The organism is Chlamydiales bacterium, from assembly GCA_041395025.1.
Lineage (GTDB): Bacteria > Chlamydiota > Chlamydiia > Chlamydiales > JAAKFR01 > JAJACP01.
In genome coordinates, this window is record JAWLBH010000001.1 from 628611 (window position 1) to 653863 (window position 25253).

20 protein-coding genes are annotated in these 25253 nt (G+C 36.0%); 11 read left to right on the forward strand and 9 right to left on the reverse strand.

The genetic code is table 11. The features are described 5' to 3' along the window. Nucleotides 1–78 precede the first annotated feature (78 nt). Nucleotides 79–1071, reverse strand: coding sequence for a ferrochelatase (gene hemH, locus R3E91_02880; protein ID MEZ5315140.1), 993 nt, complete (start codon nt 1069–1071; stop codon nt 79–81). Between the two features lie 29 nt (nt 1072–1100). Between hemH and R3E91_02885 the strand changes: the two genes are divergently transcribed. The 6 genes from R3E91_02885 to R3E91_02910 all read left to right on the forward strand — a co-directional run bounded on the left by R3E91_02885 (nt 1101) and on the right by R3E91_02910 (nt 9136). Next, the gene (locus tag R3E91_02885) at nt 1101–1838 is read left to right on the forward strand and encodes a transporter substrate-binding domain-containing protein (GenBank protein ID MEZ5315141.1); all 738 of its coding nucleotides are present in this window, start codon (nt 1101–1103) and stop codon (nt 1836–1838) included. A gap of 78 nt (nt 1839–1916) precedes the next feature. Next, nucleotides 1917–2168, forward strand: a complete 252-nt coding sequence (locus tag R3E91_02890) for a hypothetical protein (protein ID MEZ5315142.1) — start codon at nt 1917–1919, stop codon at nt 2166–2168. Nucleotides 2169–2440: 272 nt separating this feature from the next. Next, nucleotides 2441–3847, forward strand: a complete 1407-nt coding sequence (gene sthA / locus R3E91_02895) for a Si-specific NAD(P)(+) transhydrogenase (protein ID MEZ5315143.1) — start codon at nt 2441–2443, stop codon at nt 3845–3847. A gap of 56 nt (nt 3848–3903) precedes the next feature. Further along, nucleotides 3904–5940 carry an ABC transporter substrate-binding protein gene (locus tag R3E91_02900; GenBank protein MEZ5315144.1) on the forward strand — a complete coding sequence of 679 codons (2037 nt, stop codon included), beginning with the start codon at nt 3904–3906 and terminating at the stop codon, nt 5938–5940. Then, entirely contained in the window at nt 5937–7418 is a 1482-nt protein-coding gene (locus tag R3E91_02905; protein ID MEZ5315145.1) for an ABC transporter permease, read from the forward strand. The genes R3E91_02900 and R3E91_02905 overlap by 4 nt, the downstream gene beginning before the upstream one ends. Then, a complete protein-coding gene (locus R3E91_02910) occupies nt 7415–9136 on the forward strand; it encodes an ABC transporter permease subunit (GenBank protein ID MEZ5315146.1) in 1722 nt (573 codons plus the stop codon). The genes R3E91_02905 and R3E91_02910 overlap by 4 nt, the downstream gene beginning before the upstream one ends. A gap of 251 nt (nt 9137–9387) precedes the next feature. On the opposite strand, the gene R3E91_02915 is transcribed toward R3E91_02910, so the two are convergent. From R3E91_02915 to ribD, 7 genes are all read right to left on the reverse strand, one after another. Then, nucleotides 9388–9651: a hypothetical protein gene (locus R3E91_02915; protein MEZ5315147.1), complete on the reverse strand. Its 264-nt coding sequence runs from the start codon at nt 9649–9651 to the stop codon at nt 9388–9390. Further along, on the reverse strand, nt 9624–9848 hold the full coding sequence (locus tag R3E91_02920) for a hypothetical protein (GenBank protein MEZ5315148.1): 225 nt from the start codon (nt 9846–9848) through the stop codon (nt 9624–9626). The genes R3E91_02915 and R3E91_02920 overlap by 28 nt, the downstream gene beginning before the upstream one ends. 119 nt (nt 9849–9967) lie before the next feature. Beyond that, nucleotides 9968–10156, reverse strand: coding sequence for a hypothetical protein (locus tag R3E91_02925; protein ID MEZ5315149.1), 189 nt, complete (start codon nt 10154–10156; stop codon nt 9968–9970). A gap of 29 nt (nt 10157–10185) precedes the next feature. Next, nucleotides 10186–10962 carry a hypothetical protein gene (locus tag R3E91_02930; GenBank protein ID MEZ5315150.1) on the reverse strand — a complete coding sequence of 259 codons (777 nt, stop codon included), beginning with the start codon at nt 10960–10962 and terminating at the stop codon, nt 10186–10188. 44 nt (nt 10963–11006) lie between these two features. Then, the gene (locus R3E91_02935) at nt 11007–12824 is read right to left on the reverse strand and encodes a hypothetical protein (protein ID MEZ5315151.1); all 1818 of its coding nucleotides are present in this window, start codon (nt 12822–12824) and stop codon (nt 11007–11009) included. Nucleotides 12825–13118: 294 nt separating this feature from the next. Next, nucleotides 13119–14723: a hypothetical protein gene (locus R3E91_02940; protein MEZ5315152.1), complete on the reverse strand. Its 1605-nt coding sequence runs from the start codon at nt 14721–14723 to the stop codon at nt 13119–13121. A gap of 351 nt (nt 14724–15074) precedes the next feature. After that, complete coding sequence (gene ribD, locus R3E91_02945; GenBank protein MEZ5315153.1) at nt 15075–16154, reverse strand: bifunctional diaminohydroxyphosphoribosylaminopyrimidine deaminase/5-amino-6-(5-phosphoribosylamino)uracil reductase RibD; 1080 nt, start codon at nt 16152–16154, stop codon at nt 15075–15077. 29 nt (nt 16155–16183) lie between these two features. On the opposite strand from ribD, the gene serS reads away from it, so the two are divergent. From serS to R3E91_02965, 4 genes are all read left to right on the forward strand, one after another. Then, on the forward strand, nt 16184–17452 hold the full coding sequence (gene serS, locus R3E91_02950) for a serine--tRNA ligase (GenBank protein ID MEZ5315154.1): 1269 nt from the start codon (nt 16184–16186) through the stop codon (nt 17450–17452). A gap of 166 nt (nt 17453–17618) precedes the next feature. Next, on the forward strand, nt 17619–18332 hold the full coding sequence (locus R3E91_02955; GenBank protein ID MEZ5315155.1) for a VIT1/CCC1 transporter family protein: 714 nt from the start codon (nt 17619–17621) through the stop codon (nt 18330–18332). 2 nt (nt 18333–18334) lie between these two features. After that, the gene (locus tag R3E91_02960) at nt 18335–20287 is read left to right on the forward strand and encodes a heavy metal translocating P-type ATPase (GenBank protein ID MEZ5315156.1); all 1953 of its coding nucleotides are present in this window, start codon (nt 18335–18337) and stop codon (nt 20285–20287) included. Nucleotides 20288–20291: 4 nt separating this feature from the next. Next, nucleotides 20292–23363 carry an NAD-glutamate dehydrogenase gene (locus R3E91_02965; protein ID MEZ5315157.1) on the forward strand — a complete coding sequence of 1024 codons (3072 nt, stop codon included), beginning with the start codon at nt 20292–20294 and terminating at the stop codon, nt 23361–23363. 163 nt (nt 23364–23526) lie between these two features. Here the strand turns inward: R3E91_02965 and R3E91_02970 are convergent, their stop codons facing one another. Further along, complete coding sequence (locus R3E91_02970) at nt 23527–24660, reverse strand: FtsW/RodA/SpoVE family cell cycle protein (protein MEZ5315158.1); 1134 nt, start codon at nt 24658–24660, stop codon at nt 23527–23529. A gap of 28 nt (nt 24661–24688) precedes the next feature. On the opposite strand from R3E91_02970, the gene R3E91_02975 reads away from it, so the two are divergent. Continuing rightward, nucleotides 24689–25228, forward strand: coding sequence for a biotin--[acetyl-CoA-carboxylase] ligase (locus R3E91_02975; GenBank protein ID MEZ5315159.1), 540 nt, complete (start codon nt 24689–24691; stop codon nt 25226–25228). Nucleotides 25229–25253 lie beyond the last annotated feature (25 nt).

Here is a 25253-nt window from a genome sequence, read left to right on the forward strand (position 1 = left end):
TTTCATTACCAATAAGGCTATCTAGGAACTATCTTCTCGTCAAGAGATTTGTACTTTTAAGGATAGATAGTCATCAAATTACCTTATTTTTGAATTTGATTGGTTGCGAATCAACATAGCATTCGAATTGGGAGTGAATGGATCTAAAATGTCAGTAATCGCTTCGATCCATTCAGGCTGACGATTTAAAGCTGGAAGCCGATAAGCTAAGAGACCCTGTTCTCGAATAATCGGTAAATACTGCTGTTCAATCTCAAAAAGAGTCTCAATATGATCTGATGTGAAGCTAATAGGAACAAATAAAATATGGTGGCGTCCTTTGTGATACTTCTCAATTTGCTCACAAATATCTTGAGTATAAGGACGCAGCCACTCACCTGGACCAAATTTTGATTGGTATGCTAATAATCCTTCTCCTTTCTGAAATTTAGAAATTAAATTTTCAAAAGAAAGATTACATTCATAAGCATAGAGATCTCCTTGATCTATAAACTCTTTTGGAAGCCCATGAGCTGAAAAGAAAAAAAAGACCTCTTCCTCATTAAGATCATGAGCTTCTAAAAAGCTAATAATTAAATTTTGGATTGCCCTAATAAATGCTGGATGTGAAGGGTAAGACTTAACCCACTTAAGTTTATTAAGTGTTTTTACAGACAATTTACTTTGGAAAAGGCGAGCAATACTCCCAGTTGTTGCGTAGGTAAATTGCGGGAACATGGGGAAAACACGAATCTCTTTGGTTTGAAGAGTCTCAATAGCTTTTAAAGAATCTTCATGAGTTGAAGGCAGATAGCGGTGGAAAGTAAGTACTGGAGCCTTTAATTTTTGACTTAATGCATCTGCAATATATTCAGTGTCTTCATAGATAGGAGATTTTCCTCCAATCAATTTGTAATCAGCTGTGATCCTTAATGCGCGTTTTTTGGCAATTTTTCTAAAGAGATAATTATTGATGAATCGGGGAAAATAGGTTCGCACCACATCTCGATCAGTCAAAAGAGCCGATAAGAATGGTTCAATTTCGGCTAATGAACGTGGTCCTCCAAAATTTACAATCAGATAGGCTGTCATGAAACAATTTTTAGTGTATGATTGAAATTATGAAAAGAATTCTTATCTGTTTACTCTTTTTTTTCATTGGATGCACTCCTTCTACACCAAAGGTTCACTTCTGTTTGATTGGTCGGGATACTAATTGGGTCCCTTTAAATTTTGATCGAAAAACGATTCACATTAATGGATTTACAAATGCTCTTATTCAAGAGTTAAATTTACTTGAAAAGACAAATTTTCAAATTATAGATGTGAGCTGGGATCAACTTTTGCAAGGCCTAGAGAAAAAAAACTATACTGCTGTTTTAACCTCTCTTGACCCCAATGCAATCAGCAAAGAGATCTATACCTTTTCTGATCCTTTCCTATTAACTGGTCCGGTTCTTGTTACCCCAATCGATGGAGATATCCATTCTCTAGCTGATTTGGAAAATACTACCGTAGGAGCTTATGCGTATGATAATTCTGTCTTAATTCTACAAAACTATCCCTCAATCTTAATTGAAACCTATCAATCAATACTAAATGCTCTCCAAGCAGTTAAAGAGGGAAGGTTAGCAGGGGCTCTGATCCCTCATCTTGAGGCACAATCTTTTCTTGGGACAATTTATGATCAAACGCTCAGAATTTCTACTCCGCCTCTGTCAGATCAGGGATTGCGTTTAATCACATTGAAAAACCAACACCCGAATTTAATAAAAAATTTTAATCATGGTTTGAAAAAGCTTCAAAAAAATGGCAATTATTGTACATTACAAAGACGATTTCGTCTAACTGGAAAGTAAATTTTGATTGAAGAAATTGTTACGATATTCAAAGCTCGTGTCTTTCAAGGAAACCGTATATTAATTTAAGGAGCACCAATGAAAAAATATTTTGCGATTCTTTTAATTTTTTCCTCTGCTTGCATTTTTGCAAACACCCTCTCTAATTCTGATGAAACTAAAGATAGGATTGAACATTTTTCTCAAAATGATGACGAAGAAGAAAGATCCATTCCATACTGTTTTGGAGAAGATGATGAAGATCCTACTAATAAATACATAGAATTGAGACTCGCTTCAAATAGACTTGTTTTGCAGGAATCTGAAGATGATGAAAAAAAACAAGCTTGAGGGTTCAATATATTTATCAATTTTTTCTCATAGTTAATTCTGATTAAACTGGAAGATTTCTTCAAATCCTAAACATTGATCGATCAAAAGAAATCTTCCATTTATTTTTTCACTTATCTCAATCAGTTCCTTTTTCTCCATATCTATTAAATTTAATGTTTGAATCCTTTGTTAATTAAGTTAAATCAGAAATGTTTGGATATTTTTTACAAAAAAAAGTCTGATCTATTAAAACCGTAGATTTAATAGTAAATAAAATTACTGGAGTATCGATGGATAAATATGATCTCATTGTGATTGGAACGGGACCTGCTGGAGAAAAAGCGGCTGTAAAAGCCGCTTATTTCCATTATAAAGTTGCAATTATCGAAAAAGCCATCCGATATGGCGGAGCTGGAGTGAATACGGGCACCCTGCCTTCAAAAACTTTAAAAGAAACCTCGCTCTATCTATCTGGTAAGTATGATCAAGGATTATATGGAATTGACCGAAATATTGAAGAAGCGATGTCGATTAAGACTTTCATGTATAGGAAGAATTGGATTATTGAAACAGAATCAAATGCAGTGCGTAATAACCTAATACGCCATGGAGTGGATATTTATCATGGAGAGGCCTCTTTTCTTGATGCTAATACAATTAAAATCACAAAAGAAGAAGAGACGATCCTTTTAAAAGCCTCTTATATTATTATTGCAACTGGATCCTATCCTTTTCATCCCAAGACCATTCCTTTTGATGGAGTAAGGATTCATGATTCCGATATGATTCTTAACATCACACATTATCCTCTCTCTCTTGCTGTCTTGGGTGCTGGAGTGATTGGATGTGAATATGCAACAATTTTTTCAACTTCTGGAACAAAAGTCTCTTTAATTAATAGAAATGAAAATATTCTTCCTTTCATTGATCAGCAAATTGTCAGAAATTTTATTGAATCAATGCAAAATGATCATATTGATCTACTTTTCAACCAATCAATTGCAAAAATTGAACCCCCTTCTAAACCTGAAGAGAAGGTAAAATTGATCTTTAAATCGGGTGGTGTTTTAAGTACAGATATGTTTCTATTTGCTGCAGGACGTAATGGAAATACAAAAGCTCTTCATCTCGATAGAATCGGAATTACGGTCACCTCAAGAGAAACAATTCCTATCAATGAAAATTATCAAACAGTAGTACCGAATATCTATGCAGTTGGAGATGTCATTGGTTTCCCTGCTCTTGCTAGTGCAGGCATGGATCAAGGACGTATTGCTGTAGCACATATTTTTCACACCAAGGACATCGAAGAAATTGCTCGCATCTTCCCTTATGGAATTTATACAATCCCTGAAATTTCAACTGCAGGAATTTCTGAAGAAGAGGCTAAACAGAAAGGCTTCGCTTATGCGACTGGAGTGGCTTACCATAAAGATATGCCACGCGGGAAAATTATGGGTATAGAAAAGGGATTATTAAAACTTATCTTTTCTCGTGATGACCTTGTGGTTCAAGGTGTGCATATTATTGGTCCTTTAGCCACAGAATTAATTCATCACGGTGTCGGGTTGATTGAAGGGAAAAGGACTATTCTTGACATCATAGGTAAGGTTTACAACCATCCTACGTTGCACGATTTGTATAAATATGCTGCTTATGATGGTCTGGGAAATGTGTCAGGATACAAGATCAAGTAAATTGATTCAAAGCAGTTGATCTTTTGATCGCCTTGTGATTATTGTGGTCAGCAAATATGAAAAAATCGACGCTCATAAAAAGCCTTTTCGAAGTTGGACTTCTTATTCTATTCGCTCTTCTTTACTGGTCTTCTATTTTAATTGAAGAAGATATAAAAGCTATGCGTTTAGAAATGAAACAACTCAAATTCGATCTCTCGCGTTTAGGACAAAAGATAGACTCTTCAAAACTATCAGAAGTTAAAAAAAATTCCTTTCAGACAAATGCTACCTTTTCCAATATCCTCCAAGAAGATCCTTATTTTGCAAAAATACTCCCTAATCTAATTGGGGAAGATTTTGAACCCAAAGGTGTGGTGAAGGAAGCAATGATTAGCCAACCTGATAATCTCCATCCCTTTAATCCATTCTGGAATGTTTTTCAACTATACTCTCTCTGCACAGTGCGATTAGGAGATCATACATTCGGCAAATATGAAACACTAGCTTCAGATATGGCTCTTCGTATTGAAGCTCGTCCTCGTAATGACCTTCCTGATACCCAAGAGTACTGGGTATTTTTAAGAGAAGATGTTTACTGGCATCCTCTTAACCCAGCTCACTTCCCTAGTTCTTTGAAACTTGATCCTCATTTCTTTGAGAAACACCCTGTGACATCTTATGATTTCAAATTTGCTTACGATGCAGTCATGAATCCTTACGTATCTGAAGGTAAGGCTGTTGCACTTAGAACTTATTTTGTTGATATCGAAGAATTCAAAGTGATTGATGAGTATACATTTGTGATAAGATGGAAACCCTACGAAACACCAAATCATGAAATGAAGGTAAAATACACTTCTCTAAATCTGATGGCTGGTTTACAGCCTCTTCCTTGCTTTGTCTATCAATATTTTGCAGATGGAATCAAGATTATAGAAGATAGTAGTGATAAGGATGTCTATCAGAAAAATTCAATTTGGGCACAAAATTTTTCTCAACATTGGGCCAAAAATGTGATTGTAAGCTGTGGGCCATATCTTTTCGATGGAATGAATGATGAAGGTATTCAGCTAAAACGCAATCCAGATTATTACAATCCTTACAAGGTACTTGTAGAAGGCATTTACTATCGTTTTAAAGAGAGCACAGATGCAATATGGCAAGATTTCAAAACAGGAAAAGTGGATTTATGTCACCTGGCTTCTAATCAATTACCAGAGCTTGAAAGATTTTTAGGGAGCGAAGAATATGCACAACAAAAAGCACAGGGAGATGAAATTAAATTTATCGATTACGTAGATCTGAGTTTTTACTATTTAGGATGGAATACAATTAAACCTTTTTTTTCTAACCCTAAGTTACGTAAAGCAATGACCTTAGCAATTGATAGAAAACGCATTATTGAACAAAATTTAAATGATATGGCCATACATATCAATGGCCCCTTTTTTCGATACTCTCCTTCATATGATGAAACCATTCCTCTTCCTCCTTTTAATCCAGATGAAGCTTGTGCACTTTTGGATGCTGAAGATTGGATTGATAGTGATGGAGATGGAGTGCGTGAAAAATTCATTGATGGTCAAAAAGTCCTCTTTCAATTCAAACTTTTCTATTTTGTCAAAAACCTCTCATCAAAAATTATTGCTGAGTATATTAGCTCAGCTTTACGTGAAGTTGGAGTTGAATGTCAATTGGCTGGACTCGATCTTGCTGATCTTTCACGTCAATTCCATGATAAAAGTTTTGATGCGATTTTTATGGGATGGAAAATTGGATTTCCCCCAGAAGATCCGAGTCCGATTTGGCACTCCACAGGAGCAAAAAAGAAAGGTTCCCCAAATGCGATTGGTTTTGCTTCTCCTGAGATCGATGCAATCATTGAGTCGCTAAATTATGAGTATGATATAGAAAAACGCCTTCTTCTTTATCATAAATTTCATCGAGAAATTGATCAAGAGGCTCCCTATACTTTTCTCTACACTCCTAAAATTCGTCTTCTCTATCGAGAATATATTAAAAATATCTTTATTCCTAGGGAAAGAGATGATTTAATTCCAGGTGCAAATATTTCTGAGCCGAATATAGAACTGATTTGGATAGAAAAGTGATCGCTTATATTGTACGCCGTATCCTTTTGCTACCTCTCACACTTTTTGTAATCATTCTTGTGAATTTTATCATTTTAAATTTAGCTCCTGGTGATCCAATTCACCAGGCGAATATGAGTACAACTGGGGAAGCAAGTTACAGTAGTACCAACGGAGGGATGGTAGATGAAAATCAATATCTCACCTTTCGCGAACATTATGGCTTAACTCTTCCAATGCTTTTTAATACTTGGCCTTCTCTTTCCAGAGATAAAATTCATCAAGGGCTTGATCAAATCATCAATGCAAAAAAAGAAGGAAATACTCAAAACTATTATGCATTAAAAACTCGCTGGGGAGACCGAGCTAAATTTATTATGGCTTATCTTTTAAATGAAGCACTAGATAACCATAACTCTTTTACAAAACGCCAGATAGCAGCTAACCTCTTTATCCGAGGAGGAATTCGTCAAGGATATGTTGGAGCCACTCTTTCATCACAAAATCGCATAAAAAATCAAAAAATCGCTAATACCAATTTAACATTAAGCGAATTACATATTCTAGAAGACGATACTATCGAAGAACTGAATCGAAAAGTATCTCAACTAGCAGCATGGTTTCAAGATAAAAGAGCAAAAACAGAAGAAAGAACAGATGGATGGAGAAAAATAGAAATCTTTTTATTTCACACACGTTTTTTTCGCTATTTAAATCGCATTTTTACTCTTAATTTTGGCACACTAAGGAATGATAATAATAAAACTGTTATCAGTGAAGTTACAAAACGAGTCAAATATTCACTGACTCTTACCCTGATTCCCATGCTGATCACATTTGTGCTCTGCCAAATTTTTGGAATGGTCATGGCATTAATGCAAAATCAATGGCCCGACTACCTATTAAATATTCTCTTTTTGATCCTATTCGCTATTCCTATTTTTGTCGCTGCTCCCTTTTTGATTGAAAAAATTGCTTTACATCATACATTCTTATTTACTAAAGTTCCTATGCCTCATAGTGGGTTCCATAGTCCCTTAGAAATCTACCAAACTTATACATCACCAGAAAGATTAGCTGATATTTCTCTCCATCTGTTTTTACCCTTAATCGCTGTGATCTATGGAAACCTAGCGATCCAATCTCGTCTTTCAAGAACAGCCTTTTTAGAAGTACTCCATCAAGATCATGTGCGCACAGCTCGTGCAAAAGGGCTAAAAAGAATGCGTATTCTTTTTCACCATGTTGCACGCAATGGATCTATTACGATTATCACCTCCCTAACTGCTTCTCTTGGAATAGTGCTTGGAGGTTCGTTAATTATAGAAACTATTTTTGAAATTAATGGATTTGGACGGTTCTTTTATGTTGCTATTTTAAATAGAGATTATAATGTTATCCTCTTTTCAGCTTTTGCAGGATCATTATTGACACTCATTGGATATTTTCTTGCTGACATTGCTTATACAGTGCTTGACCCAAGGATTAGTTTAGAATGAATCGATATAATTATTGGAACTTAGTCTGGCAAGATTTTAGAAAAAGTAAAAAAGGTCTGTTGGCTCTTTATCTTCTTGGAGTATTTTTTCTTGTTGGCCTTTATGCTCCCTTATTTGCTTCTGGAAAACCTCTCCTCGTTCTCTGGCAAGGAAAGGTGTATTCACCACTATTACGCTATCTTTTCTATCCCGGGTATTATACTAAATCGATTGACCTGTTTTATAATTTATTTATGTTTACTTTTCCTGTTGCTATTTTAGGTGGTTGGATCTTTAAAAAAAAAGTGAGGAGTTTTTTTTTTATTGTTTTAGCTTTCCTCCATTGCATGATATTTGGATGTATTCTATCTGGGATGATAAAAAATCCAGAAAGAGAATCTAGGTTACAGCCTTCTCTTAAAGAAGCATTAGCAGCAAGAAAAATCTATCGAGAAGATCCTCTACTGACTCCTTATGAACCTCTACTTACCTGGAACTTTGAGCTAAAACATCTCTCTTCTTATCATCAATTAAATCTCCTGCTAAAACACTGGCAAAGGCAGACACAGGAAAAAAAACTCATGCCGTATATTCAAAAATACCAGACAGATACTGGGCGGGAACCCCCTATTCTTTCAGTAAGTACAAAACATTATCAGAATCAATTAAAGCAAGATTTGAAAAAAAAAATTGATACCACTACTGAACTCTATCAAAAAAGCCTCGATCAACTTCCATTCTTAATACATGCTTACACACCTCATTCTCATGCCTATATTATGGCAAAGTACCTATTAGAACATGCCTCTTCAGAAGAGCATGAAAAGACTCTGAATCATTACCAACAAGTCATTGATGCATCTTATGATGTACGAACTCCCCTTATTCAAACACTTAATCGTATTGCAATACATAGAAAAGCGATTGAATCGCTGACCTACCTAGAAGATAAAGAACAATGGCTGGAAAGTGAAAATCCTCATTTCCAGGTATTGATTCCTCCTTTCTTACGAAATTTTCATTGGGAAGAAGATGCTGGTGGATCACAAAGATTAAATAGTTATCTACCCATTTGGGAGCTAACACGAGTGAATAGAAAAGATTTATTTGCCAGTCTCTTATTTGGAATTCGAGTCTCTTTGATGATTGGTCTCACTGCGGTTGGTCTTTCTTTGCTGATTGGCGTCCCTCTAGGAATGGTTGCTGGATATTTCGGAGGAAAATGTGACCTTATTGTCTGTCGTTTTATTGAAATTTGGGAAACAATGCCGACATTTCTTATGCTTCTACTTATTGTGTCTATTATGCACAAGAAATCTATTTTCCTAATTGTCATAGTCTTGGGTATTTTTGGATGGACAACTTTTTGCCGTTTCATTCGTGCTGAAACACTTAAACAGCGTATATTACCCTATGTCATCGCCTGCAAAAGTCTTGGCTATCCGCATCGAAAAATTATGTTTTCTCATATTCTTCCAAATGCGATTCCTCCAGTTTTAACGATCCTTTCTTTTTCTATGATGGCTGCAATTACGAGTGAAGCAGGAATATCTTTTCTTGGCTTAGGTGAAGAAAAGTCTACCTCTTGGGGAATGTTAATGGAGGAAGGACGTGCAATGTTTCCTAGTGAAAGTTACCTCCTTTGGCCCCCTGCCATTCTCTTAACACTCCTGCTAGTCAGTATTGCAATTGTTGGTGATACACTCCGAGATGCAATCGATCCAAAAATGCGCCATTAATTTACAGATGAGATAGCTCCTAAATCAATGGAATGCAATTAGAGACTACTTAAAAAAATATCCAGTACGGAAATTTATACTCACATAGTTAATAGAGATAATTAGAGAACGATCAAAAAAAGAAACTTGAATTTCAAAAAATGCTCTCTTAGATAAATGCTTTATATACGAGGAAGGATTGTCTACGATTTTCAGAATCGCTATTTAGCAAATCTTTAATCTCTTCGTCCATTGGATAAGAAACCTGAATTTTACTCCCTATATTTAAATAAGATATGATTATCTAGGGTATGCTCTTTGGCTTTAACTAACCAATAATCCCCTTCTTTTAACGAATGCCTTTCTAATAGATTTATCTTTTGATAGTACTGAGCAAGAAGCTGATGTAAATCCGTCCTTAAAATCTTTTGCGTATCTTCATTCGTACGGCTGTGCTGTAGCATTTTATTCTTATGGTTATCAATATCCGAATAAGAAGCAAAAATTCTCATTTGAGAATCCCGATCTTCTGCCAATAATGCTTTGCTTTTACTTTTGTATATGTTGACTTATTCTTTGAATCAGTTAGTAGTTTAAGCAGATTAATTTGCCCTGCATCTTCCTTCCTCTCAATCTCTTCGTATAAATTTTCTTCATTAATCCACTCACTTTCCTCAATAGAAGTTTCTTCTTTTTTCGCTGAGCAATAATGATTAAGGCTCCATCTCTTCATGCTCAATAGGGCAAAAAATTTTCCTGTTCATTGGTAATAGATAACTCAGTTGATTGATTAAATTGTTTAAACAGAGAAGACGATAGTAGAATTTTGAGATGGACAGGTCAATATCGAATTTAACTCCATCCTCCATTAGCTAAAAATTGGTCTTTCTCTTTCTTATCTATAAAACAGTGCATTCGAAACTTCCTATCTTCATTTTTACCGTTTTTAAAACAGGTGTCAATAAAACAAAGATTCTCACAGTAAGGGGGAAGAATGACTTCCTTTTTCATCTGTAAATCATAAAATTTCCCAGGAATCATTAAATTCCGATATTCAAAATCTGTAGAGATTACTGTTTTCGCTTTACTTTACGTAATAAATCTTCCTTTAAATTATCAGGAATTTGATTAGAGAAAGGAATTTGATTAGAGACACGTATTTTTTCTTCAATATTTTGACTATCCCTCATTGCCTCCTCTAAGTCTTCAGGATATCTAATGTCAATTATATGCATTACTTCCATTCTTACGACCTGCGTAAATTTTGTTGCTTCATATCCCATGTGAGGTAGAATAAGGTGATTTTCTGTCTTAACTACCGAAACGCATTTAAAAAGGAAATTTTTCTTTAAATTGTAAAGAGAATGTTTTTTAAATCCCCAACAATCTCCTACTTCTGTTAAAACAAATCGAAATAAATAGTCTTCACTGATTCTCTGTATTAACTTTTTTTGCTCGATATTTTTTCGATTTTTTCGATAAATACACAATCCAATCACTATTGAATTCACCAAAAGAGCAAGTAATCCTATCTTTGGGAAAGCATAAGCAGAAAAAGTGATCCCACTTGTTGCATATAATGCAATCAACCCACCTGTGCTTAGAATGGTAAGAATAGTACTTATATATAACGTGATCTTATACACCCTATGATTCATCATAGAAGAGGTAAACCCTGTTATATGGCGTGAACCGTGTAAACAGTTATCATGAGACGCTGCCCGGTCTACTTGAAACCAGGGAGTTGATGAGAATAAGACATTATTGGGGAGGCAATGAGAATAAGACATTGCTGGGGAGGTGATTGAGAATAAGGCATTATTGGGAGGTGATTGAGAATAAGACATTACAAAGTTATGATAGATTTTTTAATAAAAACATGGATTATGGTTTAGTTAGGATGATTTTTTTCGTAAGAAACTCGATCTTCATCACTTTTGAAATAAAGAATCTCTTTTTGATCTTCGATATTCACCTTAAGAGCGTAAAATTTGGTGAACTCACAGTCTATATGAGAAGAAAGATCAATGAGATAATATTTTTTACTCGCCTTAGACTTCCAAGAGTTTAAGTCATGTTTAGATTCATACGAAGAAAACTTGTCAAACAAATACAGAACTAGTGATTCTGGTATTTTTCCATTCGTCGCAATTTCTGTTCTTATATTTTTCTTACATTTCTCCTGATATTGATCTTGACTTATTACCTCAATGCGATCTCCTGAACGTATAAAAGTGATCTCATAATCTAAAGCATTCTCACACGCTTCAATTTTCCAATAGTCTCCCTCTTCTAATAGAAGATATTCTAATCCATAATACCTCTGATAGTGTTGGATAAGTAGTTGTTGCAAGTCTAAACTCACGGCGTTTGCTTCAGGATCTGAACTCGAGAAACTCATATTAAAAATACTTCTAGATTCTTGTTGTACAATATCTTTTATGATATTTTTATTCTGCGTATTAGTTAATAGCTTTAGGACATTCTGCTCTTCTTGACGTTCTCGTGCTTTATTAGCTTTGATTAAATTTTCATGAGCAGAAAATACAGGACGAGCACATGAAAACAATTCTTCATTCTTTTTCTTATAAGTCATCACTAATCCGATATCCATTTCTTTATATTCAATAGGTAAAAATACTTTTTTTTCTAGAAATAAAGGTTTTAATCTCTCCATAAAACTTTTTAAAAGAGAGAAACGTTCTTTAACATTCACAGGTTGAGAATCTGTTCCATGAATGTTTGTTACCGAAAAATTACGTAAAAAACTTTGTTTCTGATCTTCACTGCGAAAATAGTGCATTTCAAGTTTTCCATCACACTCCTGATCCGGTGTTTTAGAAAAAAGATGAATAGCATGAAGTTTATCTACATCACCTAGCAAGTGAGAATTCTTATACTCGTCTTTAATTGACCGGGATGGTAAATCAAGATAATCACCTGGAAACATACAATTCTGATAGCAATATTTTGTATCTTCCAAAGGCTTCTTCGGATTAATCCTAGCCTCATCAGAAAGAAGATGTTCTCCTAGTTCAGGAGGAATTTCTTTCTTAATTATCTCTCTCAAATCATTCCCTTGGTCTTTCAAAAGTTCAAGTTTTTTGATTTCAGTGACGGTAATATCTCGGAAGTCGGTCAACCGCAGACCTGAATCCCTAGCTTTACACACAAATAATAATCCTTGCTCTTGACTATCGAAATTACTGACCCAATAATCTCCTGGACTAAGCGCATAGTCTAATAGATACTGATCTTTTGTCTCAGTAGTAAGTTCTTTTTTTCTCTCAGTGAGCTCAGTAATATTTTGATTTTTTTCCTTTGTTAACAATTTAATCTCTTTTTCTTTGGCTATGCAGGCAGTGATAAAAGCAAGTGTTGAAAAAAAGAGACCGCAGGTACAGCTGATAAATTCAGCAAGATAAGCAGAGGTAAGTCCTACTGGACCTCCTATCGCACGTAGATACATCATCCCAAAGAAGCTAGTAACCACCAGAATACCGAGGACATAGTCTGTGATCCTATAGATTCTATTTACCCGATCTTCCTTCTTCCTATATGAAGCATCGATCTCTTTACTCTCCGCAGTATTAAAAAAAAATTTGGTTTCTTGGGATCTGGATTCGAACTTTTTCAAACGACAATAATTTTCATAAGATTGAGGAACAGATTCATATTTTCTAAAACTAGTTTTGAGATTAATATTCATATACCTTTCACTTACTGCTGAGATTAATATTCAATACCTTTGATGATAAGGTAAGATATTTTATCATATTTCTATGATTATCTAAACTTATTTTCATAAAACGCTTTCAGATCTCATTGAAATGGATAAAAAATTTAAAATTTCTAGTTATTTTTACTAGCTAAACTTTACATTGTTTTTATTGATATACCATCATCTGAAATGAATCATAACGATGAATCTCTCGTGTGTTTAGAATGCGTAGCTCGCAAATCTTCAAGCTTTTTGTAGTTGATATAGGGGGATGGGGATTTATTAGGCGATATCTTCAAGAAGATTTTCTTGATTATTCTCTAATTCAAATTTCTCTTTTCTGACATTTCTAAATTTGCTATCCTCCAAACCCCGAATCTCTTCGTCTGAGGGATAAGAAATCTGAATTTTATCCTCTGTATATTTAAATAAGATATGACTATCTAGGGCATGCTCTTGTGCTTTAACTAACCAATAGTCCCCTTCTTGTAACAAACACTCTTTTAATCGATTCATCCTTTGATAGTGCTGAGCAAGAAGCTGGCATAAATCGCTCCTTAAAATCCCTTGAAAATTTTTTATATCATCATCATTGCCAGGCATCAAGTGAAATTCCTCATCTTCTTCATCAACAATTTCTTGATCCTCATCTTCATCAACAATTCCATCTTGATCATCCAAGGCTAAAGAACTCTTATCAAATACACTCTTTTGATATTCCCTATCTATAGGTTTGCTTGTTTCTCCATACGCTCCTATTAACCTTTCACACTCTCCCTTATTCTGTGGATCAGCAAGTAATGTAAGGACATTGACTTCTCCTAGAACTTCTTTTCTCGTAATCTTGTCTAAATAGTTAGATTGATCTAAAGACTCTTGCCATATGACACTACCGTTTTGTGAGGTAACAAAGAGATTGAATAAGGCGATATTTTGATTTTCATACTCAATAGGAAGAAAGAGCCGTTGGTCTTTCGGACATAGGGAAGTCAATTGCGTAAGTAAATTCCGTGCATAGACATAAGATGGTATCTCTACAGAATTTGATAGATCGGATGATCTTAATATCTCTTTAGAATTATATAACTTAACCTCAAAAGGCCTATTATTGGGATTCAAGTTGTTTTGTACTTCTAAACTATTAAGGAATCGGTTAAACGCCCCCCTCTCTTCTTCAAGATTTCTACCTTCTGCGATTACCTCTTGTGAAGAATCAAGATCACTCACTTCAACATAAAAAATAATTTCATAGGGGTTTCGATAAAAACCTCTACCCGCATGGACAATTTTGTCTACTCTTAATGCTCCTAAAGATTTAAAAAGAAGATTGTTATTTAACCCTTTATAATTCTCTTTTTTGCACAACCAATATTGTCCTTTCTGTTTTAAACAGCGGTCCAAAGAATTCTTTTGATTAATTTTTTTAATTATCTCTATCTGCTCATCCTTAATCTTTCGAAGACATCTTTCAATTGCTTCTTGTCTGCTTATGACAAGTCTTTCGTTAAGTATCGCACAAAAAGATGTTACAACTACTCCAGTTAGGGATAAGCTAATTCCTCCAACCAATCTGAGCAGATCTAACGGCCGTTTAAGGTCATAAACAAATCCATTGGCTGTATGACAAGCTATCCCTCCAGCTATAGCTAAAAAGCCCAACAAACCAATCACATATAGTGTGATTTGAGTTGCCCTGAATTCAGCTTTAGCACGATTAGTTGCTCCGGAGTAATCTTCAGTAGAACTAGGTGAAATACTGAAAAGAGTTCTACATGTTTCATGACTCTGCTGCTGCCAGTCTGACCAGAAGCCGTCATTAAATCGAGATTCGAATTTTGAGTAAGATGATGCTGGACCTAAAAATAGTGAATTGTAACTTGGGAACATCGCTATATATAAAATATATGTTTGTATAGATAAAAAATTGTATCATTATTGAAAATAATTGAAAATAAAAAGTTTTTAACCCCCAGTTAAAATAGAATATTTTTTATTAATCTCTAGTTAAAGAAAATATCCTCTATTGCTTGATTTCATCATTTTATAGGATAAAATAACCTCTTCAAATCATCATCTCTCTTAGTCACTGTAAAAAATTTAGCCTCTCTAAAAAGGATTCTATATCTTTAATTCTCTGATTTCTCATGCTACTTGTGATAAAAAAATATAGTCTGTTATTCCCTTTTTAGGAGGTGAAATTATAAAAATAATTTTTAAATATTTTTTATTAAATAAAAATTAGCTAATTGAGATCGTCTCTTGAATGAGATAATCCAAACGTATAGAGCTTCCAAAACGGTAAACCTTTTCCAGCTTCCAAGAAGGAGCTTCTTGCATGGTAGATACATTGAGTGTTGAAGCAAAAGGCTGACCACAAGATCCAAGTAAACAATTGCCAATATAAAGAGCACATCGATGAGCTTGCCTTTCTTTTAGAAAGACGCTGTGTAGAGTAGCTCCTCCTTCAATTAACAACTGAATGATTCCTCGTTGGCCAAGCTCTTTAAGTACAACTTGTAAATCAATTTTTGGAAGCTCAAGGATTTCAATGCCTTTTTTTTCCCATTTTTTATGGCTCGTAAATACCAAAGTTTGTGCAAGAGAGGGGTCAAATAAAGGCCCCTCTGGAGGGACTTTTCCTTGCGAATCAATTAAAACACGCAATGGCTGATCGACTTGACCACGGACAGTGAGTTGAGGCTGATCTAGCAAAGCTGTATTTGAACCTACAAGAATAGCCTGAGATTGTGCTCTAAGAAGTTGTACATTCGATCGGGCTTTTACAGAGGTAATCCATTTTGATGTACCATCCTGAGCTGCCATTCGTCCATCAATACTGACTGCAGCTTTTAAAAGACAGAAAGGAGTATACGTATAGCGATGGTGAAGATAGGGAAGAAGAGATTCTTTAGCTTCTTTTTTTCCCACACCTATCCTGACTTCGACCCCTTTTTTTTGCAGGATTTTAACCCCCTGTCCGGAAACACGGTGATCAGGATCTGTAAAAGGTATAATCACTTCTCTGATTCCTGCTTCTATAAGCGCATCTACACAAGAAGGAGTTCTACCCTGATGAGGACAGGGTTCTAAGCTGACATAAGCAGTGGCACCTTTAGCCGCACCTTTAGCTTGTTGAAGAGCTACAATTTCAGCATGGGGATGGCCAGGAGCGACATGATAGCCCTCTCCAATAACGTCTCCTTCTTTTACAATAATACAACCGACCCAAGGATTAGGAGGTGCAGTAAGCCGTCCTCGTGCTCCTAAACGAATTGCACGACGCATAAAAAAGAGTTGTTGCGCTTCTCTGTCTGCCATATACTCACATAAAAATCATAGGGACGAGTATGTTGGATATCAAGCTTATTCGGAAGGATAGGAAAAATATAGAAGCACGGCTTAAAAAAAAAGACCCTGACCTTAATCTGGACTCTCTTCTTGAACTAGATGATCAGCTGCGGAATCTGATGATGCAATCCGAAACCCTTAAAGCAAAGAGAAATGAAAAATCCAAACTCTTTGGAAAGAAAAAAAAGAGAGGGGAAGAGATTAGAGAACTAAGAGAAGAAATTCGACAAATAGGTGATGCCATTACCTCTCTTGATCGTGATTTGAATGAAGTCGAGGAGAAATTTATTGAAACTCTCTCTCGTCTTCCAAATCTCCCTATGGATGAGATCAAAGACTCACAAGATAAAACAGAAAATGAAGTGATCAAAATTATTGGAAAGAAACCTCTTTTTTCCTTTAATCCTAAGCATCATCTAGATTTAAATGAAAAATTAAATTTATTCGATTTTCATCGTACCGCAAAAACAACTGGAACAGGGTGGCCAGCTTATCGTGGAATGGGAGCGCGTTTAGAATGGGCGTTGATTAATTATATGATTGAAACACAACAACTGAATGGATTTGAGTTTTGGCTGCCTCCCCTGATGGTTCGCCCTCTGATCATGTTTGGTTCGGGCCAAATTCCAAAATTTGATGGACAGTTTTATAAAACAACTGATGAAGATCATCCGCTTTTTCTTATTCCAACCGCAGAAGTTATCCTCAATGGACTCCACTACGATGAAATTCTCCTAGAAGAAGATCTCCCTCTAAAGTATGCTGCTTTTACCCCCTGTTTTAGGCGTGAGGCAGGCAGTGCGGGAAAACAAGAGCGGGGATTAATTCGTGTTCATCAATTCCATAAAGTTGAGATGTTTTGTTTCACTAAACCAGAAGAGAGTGAAATGATGATGGAGCAAATGATCGAAGTTGCTGAACAAATTTTAAAAGGGTTAGATTTGCATTATCGCCTGACAAAACTTGTCACTGGTGATATGTCTTTTACGGCTGCGAAAACAATAGATATCGAGGTATGGCTGCCTGGACAAAATTGTTTTTATGAGGTCTCTTCAATCTCAAATTGCACTGACTATCAGGCACGTCGCTCACAAATTCGTTACCGCCCAAACAAAGGAAAGTTAGAGCTCGTACATACTTTAAATGGTTCAGGACTAGCAACACCTCGCCTTATGGTGGCGCTGCTTGAAAATCATCAAAATATGGATGGCTCTGTAAATCTTCCATCAGTTTTAGCTGAAAAACTCGGGACATCTCTTTTGACTTAGAAATAAAAATTTTAAAACTCAATAGAAACTGGACACCCAGAGAGTTTTGAGCTAGAATGACTTTTCTCTAGATAGAGAGGTGATTTGGCTCTTTAGGTACTTCTTAGCTACAATTAATCTAAAAATTAGGTTTTCAAATTTTTTAACCAATAAAGCATGTGAGTAAGTGAATAAACATTTTGAAAATCAAGATCCTCTTTCCCATGTAATAGGAAAACGCGCTCAAGGAAGGCTGTCAATTCCTGAGCTTCATGGAACAGAAATGGCTAGTCATCTTGCAGCTGGTTTGGATGCGATATGTGAGATGGCAATACTCTTGACTCTTCTTTCTATCTTTTCCTCTCACCTTCCTGTTTTTATCGCTTTTGGCTGTGCAATAGTTGCATGGACATCGGGTAGAAGTGGTTGGTTAGGCTGGGCCCGTTTAGAACGTCTTCACCGTCTTATTGAACAAGAAAAATATGAAATTGACCATCATCGTCCACAAGAACGAGAAGAATTAATCGCTCTTTATCAGGCAAAAGGATTAGAAGGAAAGCTACTGAATGATGTAGTTGACACTTTAATGGCAGATCAAGACCGACTCTTAAAAGTCATGTTAGAGGAAGAAATGGGTTTAACTCTTCAAACTATTGAACATCCCCTAAAACAATGTTTAGGAGCTGCTATTGGTTCTGTCACTGCATTCGCTTTTAGCCTGACTTGTTTTCTTCTGCTCCCTTATGGCATCCTAATTGCATCTTTTTTGCTGATAACAGGGAGTTCCATGTTTTCAGCTCTTTATGAAAAAAACCGACCGATTCCTGCCATCATTTGGAATCTTAGTATAGGAATGCTAGGGTTTGGAATAGGGTATTTTTTATTTCAAATACTTAATTAACTATGAATATACGTAATCTTTTTCCTGCAACAACTGGTGGTATAGAGCTATTCGATGAGTTTTTCGAATCAGGATTAGAAGAGAGTATTAGTCCTTTCCTCACTCCAAAATCGCGTAAATGGGGGAAAAATATTGGGCTAAAAAGCTCTCTTGTTTCTGTCATTCCACTTTTCTGTACTTTTATCTGTTCTTTTTTCCCAGGGAATGAAAGTCTTTCTCATCTTTTTCTCCTAATCACCTATTTCTTAGCTGGAATTCCAGCATTAATTGCTTCTATTGAAGATATTCTTAATTTTGAGATCAATATTGATGTACTCATGACTCTAGCAGCTTTTTTATCTATTTTAATTGGTAGTGGAAGAGAAGGGGCTCTTTTATTGGTCCTCTTCTCTCTTTCAGGATCTATGGAGGAAGCTGTTCGTACAAAGGCTAAGGGAGCGATTAGCTCTTTGAAAAAACTTGCTCCTCAAAAAGCCTATGTTGTACAAAAAGATGGGACGCTGATCTCTCGTTCTATCAAAGATATTCCTCTTAAAACACAAATTCATGTGAAAGCAGGTGAATTAATTCCGTTAGATGGGCAAGTCGTTGCGGGTTCCTCTTCCCTGAATTTAGCTCATCTCACCGGAGAAAGTCTTCCTGTGACTTGCTCAATTGGAGATCATGTCCCTGCAGGAGGACGCAACTTAGAAGGGGCACTAACCATCTGCGTCACTCATACTAGTTCTAACTCAACCTTAGCTCGTATTATCCAACTCATTATCCAAGCTCAAGAGACAAAACCCAAATTACAGAGATGGATTGATACTTTGAGTAACCGTTATGCGATTTCTATTATCTCTCTTGCTTTTATTTTTGCCTTGACCTTCCCCTGGATTTTTCATATTCCTTACTTAGGTGCTGAGGGATCAATTTATCGAGCTCTGACTTTTCTGATCGCTGCCTCTCCTTGTGCTTTGATTATTGCAATGCCAATTGCCTATTTAAGTGCTATTAGCTGCTGTGCAAAACAAGGAATCTTGCTTAAGGGAGGAATGGTATTAGATGCACTAGCAAAATGTTCTACTATTGCAATGGATAAAACAGGAACATTGACAACAGGTAACCTTGTTTGTTTAGAAATGATTACAGAAAAAAATGACCAAACTTTGCTTTCTATTGCCTATGCACTTGAACGTTCTGCTGTTCATCCGATTGCTCAAGCAATCACTAATTTTGCTGAAGCAAAAGGAGTCCTTCCTGCAAACATTACCGATTTTCGTTTAATTCCTGGGTATGGATTGGAAGGAAAGTTTGAAGACAAAGAGGTGCGTATTGGAAATCCTGACTGGCTATTGTCAGATATGAAACAAGTCGAAACAATTAAAAAACGAGGAGAGATTGTAACTGTATTGCGTGTAGGAGAAGAACATGCTCTCTTTCGCTTTCGTGATCAAATACGTCCAGGTGTGATGGCTACTCTACGTACCCTTAAAGAAAAATGGGGGATGCGCCTAATTATGTTATCTGGTGACCATGAAGCTAGTGCTCGCTCGATTGCAGAAGAAGTTGGATTGTCTGAATATTATGCTAATCTACGTCCCGAAGATAAACTGGCTTATATTTCCCAAGAAGAAAATTTAGCAATGGTGGGAGATGGCATCAATGATGCGCCGGCTCTTGCACACGCAACTGTTGGTATTTCCATGGGACAAGTGGGAAGTAGTACAGCAATCGATGCCTCTGATATCATTTTTTTGCAAGATCGTATTGATCTGCTCCATTGGCTTGTCAATAAAGCCCATCAAGTTGGGCGTATTGTTAAGCAGAATGTTTCGATTGCAGCAGCAGCGATTTTCTGTGCAACTATGCCTGCGATTTCTGGATGGATTCCTTTATGGCTAGCTGTGCTTTTACATGAAGGGGGAACCGTCCTTGTTGGTCTAAATGCATTGAGACTATTAAGAAAGAGGTAAGAGTATGGTAGAGCCCAAATTGCCACCGGAACAAATGAAAAAAGCTATCAAAGAAGAGCTGGAACGTTTTGAACAGTGCTATTTGTGGTTAGAAAAGAGTATGCCTCGTCTATTTTTCCAAGAAATTGAAAAAGAATGGATTTCTCTTATTGTGCATAGCTTGATGGGATTTGAAGAACAGGATTTTTTTTCTGAAATTCATCTAAAAAATGCTGCCATCTCTCTTTGCATTGATAGTCCTGAAGCCGATGTAAATATTTTAAAAAATTACCCCATGTATGGGATTAGAAATTATACAACTTATATTTCTCGAGAGTTGATCCCATTTGCCACAATTCAAGGTAAATTACGGATTGCCACGATTTATTTTACAGAAGCAATTGAGCTCACTGATCCTCCTCTAACCACAGAAACTCGCCATGAGCTAAATCATCTCTTAAAAGCACGTCACCCTAATTGGTCGATGGGGAAAATAGATCGACTCATTGATCAGATTGTACCACGCTTTTTACGTAAGATCCCAATTGAAGGGCAAGTATTTGCTGTCGAGATGTTTGAACGTGCACAAATACGTGACCATTGCCAATATGAAGTTCAATACGAAGAGAATTGGGACAGAGTAGATTCTCCTTCTATGTCTATCGTGTTGGCTTGGAAAAACGTGCCTAAACATAACTTTCTCTACCGCTTAGCACGCATTGTACATCAACATAAGCTTGTAATGCGCCGTGTCAACGCAGCGTATATCAAACCCTATAAAACGCAAAATATTTTTATGCTTTCTTTTGAAATTCATGGAGCAAAAGGAGAAGCGGCATGGGAAGCCGCCGATATTGCAGATTTTTTGCAGGAACTCGTGACACTGAAATATTTTGGTTCACTTGATCAATATGATGCGACTTTTGTGAGTAAAGGATTATTACGTGGAAATCTTGCCAATTTCCTACGTGCGATGATGCATTTTATTCATCAAGTCTTGATTAACGTCGATCCTAATCTTTATGATCTAGAAAATATTGAGGAAGGGTTATGTCGCCATAGTGAACTAACTATCAAACTCTGTCAAGCTTTCGAAGATAAATTCCATCCTCATAAACATAGTCTAGAAAAATTTGAGAAAAGTAGAGAAGAGTTTTTAGAATTAGTCGATCAACTTGATACAGGCCATGAATTTCATGATAAACGAAGAAAAAATATTCTTTTACAGGGAATGAATTTTGTTAGCCACACTCTCAAAACAAATTTTTATAGGAATAATAAAACTGCCTATGCGTTTCGTCTTGATCCAGCTTATTTGGATTATACGCCTTTTGATAGGACAAAGCTCTTTCCTGTACTTCCATTTGCAATTTTTTTCATTAAAGGAATGCATTTTTTAGGATTCCATATTCGTTTCAAAGACCTTTCTAGAGGTGGATTACGCACCATTTTCCCTGAAATCAAAGAAAGAATGCTTGCCGAACGTAATACGATTTTTATCGAATGTTACCATTTAGCTTATACTCAACAAAAAAAGAATAAAGATATTCCAGAAGGGGGAGCTAAAGGTGTAATTTTCTTAAAACCATATGAACGACTTGTTTCTGAAATGGCAATTCTATCTCGTGAAATGTATCTCACTGGAATGGCTTCTGAGGAGATTGAAACCAGGCTCAATACCTTTAAAAATGAACAAAAACTTGAATATCTCTATCAAACGCAGCGTTCTTTTATTAAGAATTTTCTCTCTCTGGTCAATTGTGATCTAAATGGCAATCTGAAAGCTAAACATATTGTTGATTACTGGAAAAAACCTGAGTATATCTATTTAGGCCCTGATGAAAATATGCATAATTCTATGATCGAATGGATTGCCAGTGAAAGTCAAAGAGATGGCTATAGGCCTGGAGGGGCATTTATCAGCGGCAAACCAAAAATTGGGATTAACCACAAAGAGTATGGTGTGACTTCTCTTGGAGTCAATGTCTATATGCATGCGATGCTCAACTATTTAAATATTCATCCCGAGAAACAGGAATTTAGAGTGAAAATTTCGGGAGGTCCTGATGGTGATGTTGCAGGTAACCAGATTAAAAACCTCTATACTCACTATCCGAATACAGCAAAACTGGTCGCTCTTACAGATATTTCCGGAACGATTCATGACCCTAACGGGCTCGATTTGGGAGTAGTAGTTGAATTATTCAAAAAAGGGCAACCCATCCGCTTTTATCCTTATGAAAAGCTATCACCAGGAGGATTTTTGCTCGATCGTGAGAACCGACGTGAACCTACTGAGTATTTACAACAAACACTTTGTTGGCGAAATAAGGAAGGAAACATTATTGCTGATTGGCTTTCAGGGAATGAAACAAACACTTTATTGCGTCACAATTTACATCAAACACCAGCTGATATTTTTATCCCTTGCGGAGGACGTCCTGAAACTTTGCATGATACAAATTATAAAGAATTTTTAGATGCAGAAGGTCGTCCAACCTCAAAAGCGATTGTAGAAGGAGCAAATCTCTATCTCTCCTCTTGGGCATGCCATTACCTTGAAAAAATGGGGGTTTTAATTATTAAAGATAGTTCTGCAAATAAAGGAGGAGTCATTTGTTCTTCCTTCGAAATTTTGTGTGGACTCACACTTACTGATCAAGAGTTTATTAAATATAAATCTATCTTGGTTGCAGAGATTTTAGAACGATTAAAAAAGTGTGCCTATGATGAGGGTTCTTTAATGCTCAAAGAACATAAAAAAGAAGGTAAACCTCTGACTGAGATTTCTGAGGATATTTCTAAACGAATCAACTATTTTACTGATCAACTTCTTGATTATCTAGAAACCATTGAACTTCCTAGTAATCCCAAAGATCCACTCGTAGCTTGCTTTTTGCACTATTGTCCAAGGATCCTACGTGAAAAATTTGAAACGCAACTTTTAACAAAAGTGCCTGATAATCATAAAAAAGCTATCATTGCATCGCATATTGCTGCTCGTTTAGTTTATCAAAGAGGAATGAGATGGTTTCCCACTTTAATCGATATTCTTCCCCTCATTCTCCATGACAAAAAACTGATTCATTCAATATAAATATTTTTCTAAAGATTTAAAAATAGAATTTTTATTTTTTTTTAAAACCATTGATCATCAGTTCGGATTAAATCTCCTGCAAAAAGTCGAGATGGATGAAAATTCCTAAAGTCTGCTATCTAATGCATTTCTTATGCTTCTTTCGAAAGAATATATCAAAATATTAAAACATGAATCTTCTACTATAAATGCTTTGTAAAATTCCAAGCGCAGCCATTGTAACAAAAACTGACGATCCTCCATAGGAGACTAAGATTAAAGGAACACCTGTGACTGGTAAAAATCCACACATCATACTGATATTCACAAGAATATGCATTGCAATATAGACAGTCACACCTGCAGAGAGCATACAACCAAATCTATCTTTTGCTGCAACAGTCACTTGAAATCCAAAATAGATTAAACAATAAAATATAATTAGCATCATCAGTAACCCTATCAATCCAAACTCTTCACCAAAAGCAGGAAAAACTGAATCGGTATATCCATAAGGAAGCCATCCTCTTCCGGTAAATTCACTAGCTCGCCAACCACTACCTGTGATCCCCCCAACTCCTATGGCAGTAAGAGCAGCCCATTGATGGTGGTTATTTGGATTAAGGCGTTCATATTGATATTCTTTAAGAATTTTTGTTGCATAAGGACGGATGTGTTCATGTGAGAAAACTCCTGTAAAAACCAGAAGGATAAAAATCAAAAAAAATGTCCCTAAAACCATCATAATCCGCACAAAACCAGGATGTAGATTACCTAAATAAAACATGACAAGTGCAATTAAATAGAGGACTAAGGCAGTACCTAAATCAGGTTGCTTAAGAATCAATAAGAAGGGAATGGCAAAAATAGATACTCCAATAATTGAAGTTCTCCAATTTCTAGCTTGAAACTGATTGCGTTCCAGAAACCAACTCAAGCTAATGACTACAATGAGCTTTGCATACTCAGAGGGTTGTATGCTCACATCAATGAGAGGGATTTTATACCATCTGTGGACACTTTGAATGGTTGGGGCAAAAAAAAGTCCCACTAAACTAACAATCATGAGTAGATAGAGAATCCAAGCCCATTCACGTATCTTATTGTAATCCATCCCAGAAAAAAGAAAAAATACCCCCCAGCCAAGAAAAAAATGTTGGATTTGTCTTGTCACTTTAGGAGTCAAAAATCCATATTCATTCCCATTAATGCAAGCTGGATCAGTAGCCGCAATCACAAGTAAGCTCATCACCATCAATGCAAGAATGATAGGAATCACACGCCAATCAATGCGAAAAATGAATCGATCGTTCCACATATACTCTCTCATGAGTATAATTTTTTTCATGGATATCATCCACCACCATTTTGAAAGCCTGATCTCAACAAATGACTGGGGAAAGCAAAAAATTCACACTTTCCCCCCCCATGCCCTCACACTCGTCACAGCCGATTACCAAGAACGGGGTAGAGGACAGTATGGAAGAAGATGGATCTCACCAAAAGGAGACAATCTATATGCGAGCTTCTGTTTTTTCATTGATCGAGATCGAGAGGAACCTCTTTATTTCACTTATCTACTTGCCACCTCAATTATAGATTGTCTTAAATCATTTCGGTTATCCTGTACACTGAAATGGCCTAACGATTTGCTAGTTGCAGATAAAAAGATTGGAGGCATTTTATGTGAAACAAAAGAATGCTCAACAAAAATTGGCATGATTATTGGTTTAGGATTGAATGTGAATATGTCTGAAGAGATGTTTTCCAAAATTAATCAACCTGCCACTTCACTGAAATGTGAAACAAAAAAAGTATGGAAAATTTCTAGAGTCTTAAAGAAAATTTTACTCTCCTTTCATAAGGCTTTAAACTCCTCTAAATGATCTTAAGTAAACTCTTTCTTTTTCT